Below are 11030 nucleotides of genomic sequence, written 5' to 3'. Positions count from 1 at the left end.
CGGTAAGAATAGGCTTTTTCCATGTCTCATATTTTAGCATATATTTCGTAAATGTGCTAATATTTAACAGCAAAGCCGCCGTAAAACGGCGGGGTTTCAGACCCAAATTTTCGATGAATAAAATGCGCTCTCACTGTCAGCATTTTACGTTGAGAGATTCAGCATGAAGCCATCTCAGAGGCTTGAGATGGCTTCGGGGGTATTGTGGGAGTATAATGACTCTACCAGCCCAAAAATAGCAAAAAACCCAGAGGGAAAATCTCCCCACCGGGTCAAAAAGGCAAAAGTAAAGAATTATTTCTGCTCGGTCTTTTTGCTTGACTTATCGCCCATTTTGTACTTACGCAAGAAGCGATCAACCCGGCCCTCCGTATCGATCATCTTCTGGGTTCCCGTATAAAAAGGATGATTACCCGACCAAACCTCCACATGAATTTCTGGTTTTGTCGAACCCACCGTCATCACCAGTTCACCATTACAGATCACCTTAGCTTCCGGATACCAAGTAGGATGAATTTTTTTCGGCATAATAAACCTCTCTATTAACCTAACGTTTCGAGTATTGAGGCGCTTTGCGCGCTTTGTGAAGACCGTATTTTTTCCGTTCCTTCGCCCGGGGATCCCGAGTCAGATAACCTTCACTCTTGAGGGGAGGACGATTTTCCGGGGCCAATTGACATAAAGCTCTAGCGACACCCAATTTCACCGCGTCCGCTTGGCCGGTCAAACCACCGCCCTCGGCCTTAACGATGATATCATACTCGTTTTCCAGTCCCAAAGTCTCCAGAGGAGCCTTAATCGTCTGGATATAGGTGGGAATGCGGTTAAAATGGGTTTCTCCATCGCGACCGTTAACGGTAATTGCCCCCGTCCCCGGCACGAGACGCACGGCAGCGACCGCCGATTTGCGTCGTCCCGTTCCCCAATAAACTACCTTGTTTTTACTGTCCGTGGCTTGCATTGACTTAATTTCCTCCTGCGGGAATCGTATTAATCGCTAAAACTTCCGGTTGTTGTGCCTGATGGGGATGTTCCGCACCGGCATAAACTTTCAGTTTCGTGAACAATTTCCGACCTAAGCTGTTTTTCGGGAGCATTCCCTTAACAGCGTGTTCGATAATCCGTTCGGGAATGCGTTTTTGCAGTTTATCGAAGCTTTCTACCTTCATACCACCCGGTCTGCCGGAGTCGCGGCGATAAACTTTCTGTTGGCGTTTTTTGCCCGTCACCGTCACTTTTTCAGCGTTAATAACAATGACAAAATCCCCCGTATCCAGATGGGGGGTGAAAGTGGCTTTATTTTTGCCCCGTAGAATCATAGCGATCTCGGTGGCCAGACGACCTAGACGCTGATCGGCCGCATCAATGACGTACCATTTCTGCTCTAGAGTCTCTAAATTTGGTAGAGGTGTTTTGTTCATGGTGAGTTTGCCTTGGTTTACAAAAATAATTTTTTTTATTGCCGACCTGGGTGTTAGGGTGTTGGGGTGTTGGGGTGTTGGGGTGTTAGTTGAAATTCCCCCATTCCCCATTCCCCCATTCCCCTATTCCCCTATCCCCTCTGCTCGGAAATAATAAAGAGGCTGAGTCTCGAACCAGACGCTATCGGCAAAGGGAAAATCGGCGTAACCCACCCGCAGTAAACATAGTCCTTTAGCTGGTGCGGCGTATTTGACCAATTCTCGGCGCTGATTGACCCAGATGTCGGTAAAGTTTTCTAGCGATCGCTCACCAGTTCCCACCTCCACCAACATTCCCACCAATAGGCGCACCATCCCGTACAAAAAGCCATTGGCTTGAATTTCCATCTGTACAAACGGCCCTTGACGGTAGCATTCCACCCCCTGTACTTCTACCCAGGAATGGTCACGACTAGAGTTAGCACGGTGAAAGGCGGCCAGATGGTGCTTACCCAATAGGGGCTTTAAGGCCCTGGCCATCAAATCGGCATCGAGGGGACGATGGTAGTAGTGCCAACTAAAGGGGCTCACAAATAGATTGGGGATGGGGTCGGTATAGAGGGTGTAACGATAACGTCGCCAGAGGGCCGAGAAACGGGCGTGCCAGCGATCGGGAACCCGGACTGAGGCCCGGATGACGATATCGTCATCTAGCCGAGCATTGAGAACCTTAGCCCAATGGGAAGGTGGGATCGGACTCTGCTGCTCGAAATGGGCAACTTGGGCGGCGGCGTGAACACCGCTATCGGTACGTCCGGCCCCGTGCAGAGTGACGTCATGACCGAGAATATCGGCCAGAGCCTTCTCGATTTCTTCCTGCACGCTTCTGTGATGGGGTTGCCGTTGCCAGCCGTGGAAATTAGTTCCCACATACTGGATAACTAGGGCGATCCGCGACTGGGGGCAAGCTGTCATCGTTACATCAGTTCGATAATCGCCATGGGGGCATTATCCCCGCGACGGCGCAGGGTACGCACCACCCTGGTATAACCGCCGTTACGACTGCCATAACGGGCTTGTGCGCCTTCAAAGAGGGCGTGAACCAGTTGTTTATCGTAGATGTAGCCCATAGCCTGGCGACGGGCGCTCAGGGAACCGTCTTTAGCTAGGGTGATAATGTGGTCTACCTCTGCTCGCACCGCTTTCGCTTTCGCTAGGGTGGTGGTGATCTGACCGTGGCGAATTAGCTGGGTGGCCAAGCTGCGCAGCAGTGCCTTTCTTTGGTCAGCCGGCAGACCCAATTGAGGCACTTTACATCGATGTCTCATGGTATTTTCCTGGAATTGGGTTTACTTGCTTTTTTCTTGGGGTAGGGTGATGCCTAACCGTTTTTGTAGGGCTTCAATGACTTCTTCCGCCGATTTCTGCCCAAAGTTTTTGATTTCTAAGAGATCTTCTTGGCTGTAATCGAGGAGGTCGGCTACGGTGTTGATCTGCGCTCGCTTCAGGCAATTGTAGGCGCGCACGGATAATTGTAGTTCCTCGATCGGAATTTGGTTTTCTTGGTTGATCTCTTGGTCGTCAAAGTTACTGGAGGATTCGAGGGCGTTGAGATCCTTGAGCGGGTTAAAGAGATTAACTAGCATATCGGCCGCTTGGGAAAGGGCTTCTTTGGGGTTAATGCTCCCGTTTGTCCAAATTTCTAAGAGCAGACGATCTCTAGCTTGACCGCTTTCGGAACGGATATCTTCGACGCTGTAGTTGACTTTGGTTACGGGCATAAAAATCGAGTCGATTTGCAGAAAGTCTAGCGAAGTGGCTTCGTCTTTACTGCGATCAATCGCCCGGTAGCCTTTGCCTTTTTCCACGCGAAATTCCATCTCTAGCTTGGCCCCTTCGGCTAGGGTAGCGACGTACTGATTGCGATCAACTATCTCGACTTCTGAGGGTAAATCGAATTGTGCCGCCACTACCGTCGCCGGTCCAGTTGCCACTAAACGCCCGATCTGGGTTTGATTGGTGTAGCTTTTCAGGATGATTTCTTTCATGTTGAGCATGAGTTCCATCACGTCCTCGCGTACTCCCTGGACGGTGGCAAATTCGTGATTGACTCCCGCGATCCGCAGGGCCGTCACGGCCGCCCCTTCCAGATTGGAAATGAGAATCCGTCTCAGGGCATTACCTACGGTCGTACCCTGGCCTCTTTCCAGAGGCTCTAGTACGAATTTACTGTACTGACTCTGATTCTTGTAAGTTTTTGCTTCTACACACTCGATTTGAAATTGCGCCACCGATTGACCTCCCTTGTTCAGTTATCAGTTATCACTTATCAGTTATCAGTTTTCTCTAGCGTTCAGCATTTAACGTTCAGCGTTCAGTTTTTTGATCAGATGGTCTTTGACGACCCGATTCTCCTGCTGATGTGCGAAAAGCTAACGGCTGCCGGCCTCAAGATCCCTGTCACCTGAAAAAGCTGTTCACTGTTTACACTCTCCGGCGTTTGGGAGGACGACAACCATTGTGGGGGATGGGGGTCACGTCCCGGATCAGGGTGATTTCTAATCCTGCTCCTTGCAGGGCTCGGATTGCGGTTTCCCGTCCTGCCCCAGGGCCGCTAACCATCACCTCTAGTTGACGCATTCCCTGTTCGATCGCTCGGCGGGCGGCGTTATCGGCGGCGGTTTGGGCGGCGAAGGGGGTTCCTTTTTTGGCTCCTTTAAAACCACTCGATCCCGCCGATGCCCAAGAGATCACATCGCCTTTGGTATCGGCGATCGTGACAATGGTATTGTTGAAGGTCGATTGAATGTGAGCGACTCCGGTAGGAATATTTTTCTTCTGTTTTTTGGGTCCGGTTTTTTTGGTTGGTCGCGCCATAGTTTTTCTTGATTGGGGGATATCGCAATGAATAAAAAATTATTTCTTGGAGGGGGCTTTTTTCTTCCCTGCCACTGTCACCCGACGACCGCGACGGGTCCGCGCATTGGTTCGCGTCCGTTGCCCGCGCACGGGTAATCCTAGCCGATGCCGACGACCTCGATAGGTGCCGATATCGGCGAGGCGTTTGATGTTCATCGCCTCCCAGCGTCTCAAATCCCCCTCGATTTGATAATTTGTTTCGATATAAGTCCGTAGCGCCGCCACGTCTTCATCGCTGAGATCCTTGACCCGAGTGTCAGGGTTAACACCCGTCGCAGATAAGACTTCTTGGGAACGCGATAGACCTACTCCGTAGAGGTAGGTCAGGGCGATTTCCACACGCTTATCGCGAGGTAGGTCTACACCAGCTATCCTTGCCACGCTTTTTCTTTCTCCCTATGAACGATTTTTTTTCCAAAAACGACTACAATTAACGGTAACGATTCTCTGCCCCAAGACAGTGACTTTGGTGGGTTAACCTTGTCTCTGCTTGTGTTTGGGGTTAGAACAAATTACCATGACTCGACCGCGCCGACGGATGACGCGGCACTTTTCGCACATTTTTTTGACAGACGCTCTAACTTTCATGCCTAACTATTCTGGCAACACTGCAAGCTTACTATTATATCAGATTTCTTTTACCCGTGTCACCTATTTTTTTAAAATAAATTTGGCCGCTTATTAGGCTTTTTGGCTTCTCTGCCCCTATTTATCGCTATTTTTTTTGATTTTTCAGGCGATAGGTAATTCTGCCTTTGGTTAGGTCGTAGGGGGTCAGTTCCACTTTGACTCGATCGCCGGGGAGGATTTTGATATAATTACGGCGGATTTTGCCAGATATATGGGCCAAGACGTTGAAACCGTTATCTAAATCCACCCTAAACATGGCGTTGGGCAAGGATTCGGTGACGGTTCCTTCCATTTCGATGAGATCTTGTTTAGACAAAGTTAATTCCTCAATTTCACTAGAGACAATTTAATTTAATGATCGGCAGCATCAACCGTGCTTTCAGCACAATCCCCCCAGTATAGCTTATCAGTTATCAGTAATCAGTAATCAGTAATCAGATGTGAGTTTTCAGTCCACAGCCAAAAAGCTCCCCATCTCCCCACTCCCCCCGCAACGCGCACGAAGTGGTCTCCCGACTCCCCACTCCCCACCCCCATCTCCCCACTCCCAGGCAGTATTAACGAGTAATATTTAGATAATCAACAGCTTAACATTGCTGTGTTTTCACTGATGACTGATACTAAATCCGTTGAGTCTAGGCTACATATCAGGACAGGCACTCATGCAAGAGGCAAGAGGCAAAAGTGTGAATAAATAATCAGTCTTTAATAACCAGATTTAGTATGATTACGGTTCACTGTTCCCTGAAAAGCTAGATTACTCGACGACAATTCGCCATTCATGGAGTTCGTACTCCACACAACCATTCTCGATTAAAGGATCGCGAACTATAATTGCTTGAGCATCCTCAAGAGAATCGGCCTTAAATAATAACATTCCGCCGCCCCTTTCTGCCCAATAACCGGTTTTTGCTGCTCGTCCTTGGCTAATTAAATCACGCACATAGTCCTTATGGGCGCTGACATAGCGATCGAAGGTAGCTTTATCAACAATGCCTTTTTCTATCTTGACAAACCAGGGCATAAATTCTCAGTAGGCTAGGACGGATTAACAACCCTATAATTATACCGATTAATCTTGGCTGTCGATGGTGCAATGTAACAGAGCTATACAATTAGCTAGAGTTGTGAAAGACTGCTAGAATCGAGGTGACAGTTTCATTTCTGTAGCCTTGCTTGTTTCCATGAATCAACCCCAGGGATCTCTATTTTTTATTGCGCTTTTGCCGCCGCCAGAAGTACAGGAAATTGCCACAAAAATCAAGGTAGAGTTTGCAGAAATTTACAATAGTCGCGCCGCCCTGAAATCGCCTCCCCACGTCACTCTCCAACCCCCTTTCCGCTGGAATTTAGGACAATTACCGGATTTAGAAAGATGTTTAGAGGAATTTGCCCGCTTGCACGCTCCTATTCCCCTAATTCTTCAGAATTTTGCCGCCTTTAAACCGCGAGTCATTTATATTAATGTCCAGAAAACCCCAGAATTATTAACCCTGCAAAAACGGCTTTTACAGCAGCTAGAATCTTCCTTGAACATCAGCGATAATGCCTCAAAAAGCCGAGCTTTTTCGCCTCATTTAACCGTTGGCTTCCGAGATTTAACTAAAGATAATTTCTGGAAAGCTTGGTCAAAATATGCTAATCAAGAGCTATTTTTTGAGGTGATAATCGATGAAATTACCCTCCTAATCCATAACGGTAAGCACTGGGAAATTTATCGGCAATTTTCTCTATAATCCAGACCCTTGGGGTTTCTATCTACAGAGGAAGGGGTTATAGTGCTAAAATAGGAGATAGCAGCTTTTAAAGCTTTATTTCTGGCTTTTTTGCGATATTTTAACCTATAGAGCCATTTTACTGCGACTCCGCCGCCCTGAAACCTATGTTACTCAAAAATCCCCCGAAAATCTCCCCCAATCTGATCAAACAGTTAGAAGCGATCCTTGGCAAAGATGGAGTCATCCGTCGCAAAGATGAATTATTAACCTACGAGTGCGATGGTATCACAGGATACAGACAAAGACCCGCTCTTGTGGTATTGCCTCGCAGCACCGCAGAAATTGCGGCGGTGGTGAAACTCTGTCACGATAACGAGATTGCCTGGGTAGCGAGGGGTGCAGGAACGGGCTTATCGGGAGGGGCGTTACCCTTAGAAGAGGGGATTCTCATCGTCACGGCGCGGATGAATCAGATTCTCAGGGTTGATTTAGATAATCAAAGGGTGGTGGTACAGCCCGGGGTGATTAATAATTGGGTGACGCAAGCAGTAAGCGGGGCGGGATTTTATTATGCACCGGATCCCTCTAGTCAAATTATCTGCTCGATCGGCGGTAATGTGGCGGAAAATTCCGGCGGGGTTCACTGTTTAAAATACGGCGTGACTACCAATCACGTTATGGGCTTAAAAATCGTCCTTCCCGACGGTTCAATTATCGATGTGGGGGGGGCAGTACCAGAACAACCGGGCTACGACTTAACCGGTTTATTTGTGGGTTCCGAGGGAACTTTAGGCATCGCCACGGAAATCACCCTAAGAATTCTGAAAACTCCGGAATCTATCTGTGTTTTACTGGCCGATTTTACCAGTATCGAGGCGGCGGGCCAAGCGGTGGCGGATATTATTAAATCGGGAATGATTCCGGCGGGGATGGAGATTATGGATAATCTCAGTATCAACGCCGTGGAGGATGTGGTGGCCACCGGCTGTTATCCCCGGGATGCCGAGTCAGTTTTATTAGTGGAATTGGATGGTTTAGGGGTAGAAGTCGCCAGTAATAAACATCGGGTTGCCGATATTTGCCGTCAAAATGGGGCGAGAAACATCACCACGGCTAATGATGCCGAAACCCGCTTGAAACTCTGGAAGGGCAGAAAAGCGGCTTTTGCGGCGGCGGGGAAAATTAGCCCTAATTACTTTGTGCAAGATGGGGTGATTCCCCGCACTCAATTGGTGTATGTTCTTCAGGAAATTAAGGCTTTAAGTGAAAAATACGGTTATAAAATCGCCAATGTTTTCCACGCCGGGGATGGCAATTTACACCCGTTGATTCTCTACGATAACAGGGTAGAGGGTGCCTGGGAAGAAGTGGAAGAGTTAGGCGGTGAAATTCTCAAACTTTGTGTGCGGGTTGGGGGCAGTTTATCGGGGGAACACGGTATCGGCATCGATAAAAATTGTTATATGCCCGCCATGTTCAACGAGATTGACTTAGAAACTATGGGCTATGTGCGGGACTGCTTTAATCCCAAAGGTTTAGCTAACCCGGGGAAATTATTCCCCACCCCGCGCAGCTGTGGGGAAGCCGCTAATGCCAAAATACAAGGGTTTGCGGGGGTGGATGTGTTTTAGGTTATCGGCAAGTATTGACTGATTACTGATTACAGTCGACCTTGGGGTACTAGGGGCAGATTGATATTAGAGGGGAAAACTGGGACTTGTCTTTCCAGAAAACGCTGAGTGATTAATTCTCGGAAAATCTCTAGGTCTTTTTGCCATTGTCCCAGATATTGTTTGAGCAGATTGAATCGATCGCGGCCCTCGGCCAGATTATAGTTAAAGTTGCCGGCAAATAATAGCGCCCCTAAAATTTTGCCATCGGGTAATTGTAATTTTGCCTCGTTAATCGCCACGGATAGCTGAGAGGTTTCTAACTGATAAAATAGATTGATGCCAGCTTGTAGGGGTGCTGTACCGAAATTGAGCCAGGGACCGGGGGCCAAAAGAGTTTCGGTGATATATTTTTTAGCGGCATCGGGGCTACTGGGGAGAGGAACAATACTTTTCGGGGCGATATTCAGGGCTTGATATTCGGCTAAAGGGAGTTTATCTAGATATAAACCGACAATTTCTGGCAGTTTCAGGTTCAGGCTATCGGGGGATTTAATTATCTCCACAAAGGTAATTTTCCGGGGTCGAGCGACAATGCTGATGCCATTTTGAAAATTAACTTGAGCGTAATTGGGATTGAGTACCGGCTGGCCATTTAATTCCCAGTCGGGGGGAACTATTCCCGAATATTTGAGGAAATCAATCGTTAGCATGGCGGGATTGAGGCTTTTGGCGGTAATTGCGATGGCAAGTTCTTGTATTTCCCGCAAACTAGCCAGAGGTTGATTGGAGTTATTCTCAGTAGTGGCAATCATCAATTTTCTCCTTTTGGATATTTATCTTTTCTTTCTAAGTGGGTGGGGGTTAAAAATTGTTCAGATATCCCCCTTATTAAGGGGGGATTAAGGGGGGATCAAAGACAAAATCTATCTTCAATTTAATTGAAACCACTTAAGTAGGTAGGCGTTAAAAGTTGTCAGACACCCCCCTTATCAAGGGGGGCAGGGGGGATCCCCCCGCCTATCGGCACCCCCCTTATCAAGGGGGGCAGGGGGGATCGAACCTAAAATCCATTTTTAATTTAATTATAACCAGCTACTTACTTAGGGTTACAGTTAAATTATTCCGGGTCTCGGTGGCTTAGTTGCTAATCAACTCAGACACAGGACAAGAGAGCCATTCTAGATAACTGTTACTCAATTCTTTCACGGCTAATTCATAGAATCTCTGACCGTGTTCGGGAGTGGCTAAAGCAGGATTGGAACCCATACGACCATCGGGGTAATTTTGGCGAAAATTAGCCGCACCGTAAATACCATGACCAGAAGCCACTTTTTCGGATAAAAAGGCGTTTTTAAGGCTCTCAGGGTAAAGATACTGAGTTAACGCCACTTCGCTCGGTGTAGCGTGGGAACCCTCCTGCTCTCCATACAATTCTTTGGCTAAAAGATAAACTTCTCGCACCATAAACCAATTGGCCACTTGACATTTAACCTCATTTGTGTTAGGCAAATTGAGGGAATCCAAATGATAATAGGTTTCCGCAAAAGCGGCTTTTAGGGTGGCAATATTGCCCCCGTGACCATTAATAAAGAAAAATTGACGAAAACCGGCTCTAGCTAAACAAGTCACATAGTCGAGGATGACTTGAATCAAAGTGCTAGGACGAAGGCTAATCGTACCGGGAAAAGCCGTGTGATGTAGGGCCATACCGACATTTAAGGTGGGTGCTACCATTGCTCGTACCTGTGTCCCTACTCCTTTAGCGATCGCCTCCGCACATAGAGCATCTGTACCAATCAGTCCCGTCGGCCCGTGTTGTTCCGTGGAACCAATGGGAATAATAATTCCCTGAGATTGTTCTAGATAGGATTCCACCTCTAACCATGTAGATAACTGTAATAACATTCGGCTCTACCCCCCCGAGTGCAGGTTGACCAATTGAGATAAAATTAGGACGAATAATCAAGTATTTTTATGTTAACCCTTGACACCCCCCCCTTGTCGGCGAGTACGGATTTCGTTCCCAATCATCGGATTTTAATCGTTGAAGATGAAGAAGTGATTCGGGATATGATTATTTTGGCTTTGGAAGAAGAAGGTTACGAGGCTCTCGGTGTTAGTGATGGTCGCGTTGCCCTAGAATTACTGCAAAGTCAAGAATCTAATCACGGTGAATCTCGGTTTGATTTGGTCGTTTTGGATTTAATGTTACCCCAAATCAACGGTCTTGATATCTGTCGTCTGTTGCGCTATCACGGCAATATTATCCCGATTTTAATTTTAAGTGCTAAGGCCAGCGAAACCGATCGAGTTTTGGGTTTAGAAGTGGGTGCCGATGATTATCTGACTAAACCCTTTAGTATGCGAGAATTAGTCGCTCGTTGTCGCGCTCTCATTCGTCGTCAAGGATTTACTTCCCTAGCTGCCGCTCCCGTGCGAAAATTCCGCGATGTTCTTCTCTATCCCCAGGAATGTCGGGTGACGGTGCGAGATGAAGAAATCAACCTTTCTCCTAAAGAATTCCGTATCCTAGACCTATTTATGAGTTATCCGCGCCGAGTTTGGTCAAGAGAGCAATTAATTGAACAAATTTGGGGGCCAGATTTTTTAGGAGACACCAAAACCGTCGATGTTCACATTCGCTGGTTACGCGAAAAACTAGAAATCGATCCCAGTCAACCAGAATACCTGATTACTGTACGCGGTTTCGGTTATCGTTTTGGCTAGGTGAGCGATTATATTTTCAAGTT

Annotated in this window: 16 protein-coding genes; 3 read left to right on the top strand and 13 right to left on the bottom strand. The window is 47.5% G+C overall.

The features are described 5' to 3' along the window. Positions 1-294 precede the first annotated feature (294 nt). The 11 genes from rpmE to EWV68_RS12990 form a co-directional block, all read right to left on the bottom strand. Positions 295-528, bottom strand: coding sequence for a 50S ribosomal protein L31 (rpmE, locus tag EWV68_RS13040; RefSeq protein ID WP_061430836.1), 234 nt, complete (start codon positions 526-528; stop codon positions 295-297). 19 nt (positions 529-547) lie between these two features. Continuing rightward, a complete protein-coding gene (rpsI, locus tag EWV68_RS13035; RefSeq protein WP_002760057.1) occupies positions 548-961 on the bottom strand; it encodes a 30S ribosomal protein S9 in 414 nt (137 codons plus the stop codon). 4 nt (positions 962-965) lie between these two features. After that, complete coding sequence (gene rplM / locus EWV68_RS13030) at positions 966-1421, bottom strand: 50S ribosomal protein L13 (protein ID WP_002735375.1); 456 nt, start codon at positions 1419-1421, stop codon at positions 966-968. A 123-nt stretch (positions 1422-1544) separates the two neighbouring features. Continuing rightward, a complete protein-coding gene (gene truA / locus EWV68_RS13025; RefSeq protein WP_287170029.1) occupies positions 1545-2375 on the bottom strand; it encodes a tRNA pseudouridine(38-40) synthase TruA in 831 nt (276 codons plus the stop codon). Positions 2376-2377: 2 nt separating this feature from the next. Continuing rightward, positions 2378-2728 (bottom strand): 50S ribosomal protein L17, encoded by a 351-nt coding sequence (rplQ, locus tag EWV68_RS13020; RefSeq protein WP_002801078.1) that lies wholly within the window; start codon positions 2726-2728, stop codon positions 2378-2380. 21 nt (positions 2729-2749) lie between these two features. Next, positions 2750-3691 (bottom strand): DNA-directed RNA polymerase subunit alpha, encoded by a 942-nt coding sequence (locus tag EWV68_RS13015; protein WP_002796019.1) that lies wholly within the window; start codon positions 3689-3691, stop codon positions 2750-2752. A 193-nt stretch (positions 3692-3884) separates the two neighbouring features. Further along, positions 3885-4277: a 30S ribosomal protein S11 gene (rpsK, locus tag EWV68_RS13010; protein ID WP_002735413.1), complete on the bottom strand. Its 393-nt coding sequence runs from the start codon at positions 4275-4277 to the stop codon at positions 3885-3887. Positions 4278-4316: 39 nt separating this feature from the next. Further along, positions 4317-4700 (bottom strand): 30S ribosomal protein S13, encoded by a 384-nt coding sequence (gene rpsM, locus EWV68_RS13005; RefSeq protein WP_002735415.1) that lies wholly within the window; start codon positions 4698-4700, stop codon positions 4317-4319. 93 nt (positions 4701-4793) lie between these two features. Further along, the gene (rpmJ, locus tag EWV68_RS13000; protein ID WP_012593611.1) at positions 4794-4907 is read right to left on the bottom strand and encodes a 50S ribosomal protein L36; all 114 of its coding nucleotides are present in this window, start codon (positions 4905-4907) and stop codon (positions 4794-4796) included. A gap of 127 nt (positions 4908-5034) precedes the next feature. Continuing rightward, on the bottom strand, positions 5035-5265 hold the full coding sequence (gene infA, locus EWV68_RS12995; protein WP_002737109.1) for a translation initiation factor IF-1: 231 nt from the start codon (positions 5263-5265) through the stop codon (positions 5035-5037). Positions 5266-5706: 441 nt separating this feature from the next. Further along, positions 5707-5973, bottom strand: a complete 267-nt coding sequence (locus EWV68_RS12990) for a YciI family protein (protein ID WP_061430834.1) — start codon at positions 5971-5973, stop codon at positions 5707-5709. 160 nt (positions 5974-6133) lie between these two features. On the opposite strand from EWV68_RS12990, the gene EWV68_RS12985 reads away from it, so the two are divergent. Together EWV68_RS12985 and glcD are read left to right on the top strand one after the other, a co-directional pair. Further along, complete coding sequence (locus tag EWV68_RS12985) at positions 6134-6685, top strand: 2'-5' RNA ligase family protein (RefSeq protein ID WP_287170027.1); 552 nt, start codon at positions 6134-6136, stop codon at positions 6683-6685. Positions 6686-6831: 146 nt separating this feature from the next. After that, positions 6832-8298, top strand: coding sequence for a glycolate oxidase subunit GlcD (glcD, locus tag EWV68_RS12980; protein ID WP_287170026.1), 1467 nt, complete (start codon positions 6832-6834; stop codon positions 8296-8298). A gap of 29 nt (positions 8299-8327) precedes the next feature. Here the strand turns inward: glcD and EWV68_RS12975 are convergent, their stop codons facing one another. Both EWV68_RS12975 and EWV68_RS12970 read right to left on the bottom strand, forming a co-directional pair. Further along, a complete protein-coding gene (locus EWV68_RS12975) occupies positions 8328-9092 on the bottom strand; it encodes a hypothetical protein (RefSeq protein ID WP_287170025.1) in 765 nt (254 codons plus the stop codon). A gap of 325 nt (positions 9093-9417) precedes the next feature. Then, positions 9418-10185 carry a creatininase family protein gene (locus EWV68_RS12970; protein WP_287170024.1) on the bottom strand — a complete coding sequence of 256 codons (768 nt, stop codon included), beginning with the start codon at positions 10183-10185 and terminating at the stop codon, positions 9418-9420. Positions 10186-10254: 69 nt separating this feature from the next. Here EWV68_RS12970 and EWV68_RS12965 point away from each other — a divergent pair, with 69 nt between their 5' ends. Beyond that, the gene (locus EWV68_RS12965; protein WP_061430826.1) at positions 10255-11007 is read left to right on the top strand and encodes a response regulator transcription factor; all 753 of its coding nucleotides are present in this window, start codon (positions 10255-10257) and stop codon (positions 11005-11007) included. Positions 11008-11030: the final 23 nt, after the last annotated feature.

Origin of the sequence: Microcystis sp. M_QC_C_20170808_M9Col, assembly GCF_007095495.1 — a bacterium.
Classification (GTDB): Bacteria; Cyanobacteriota; Cyanobacteriia; order Cyanobacteriales; family Microcystaceae; genus Microcystis; species Microcystis aeruginosa.
The sequence above is the reverse complement of the archived record's forward strand: the minus strand, read 5'-3'. Positions and strand labels throughout refer to the sequence as shown.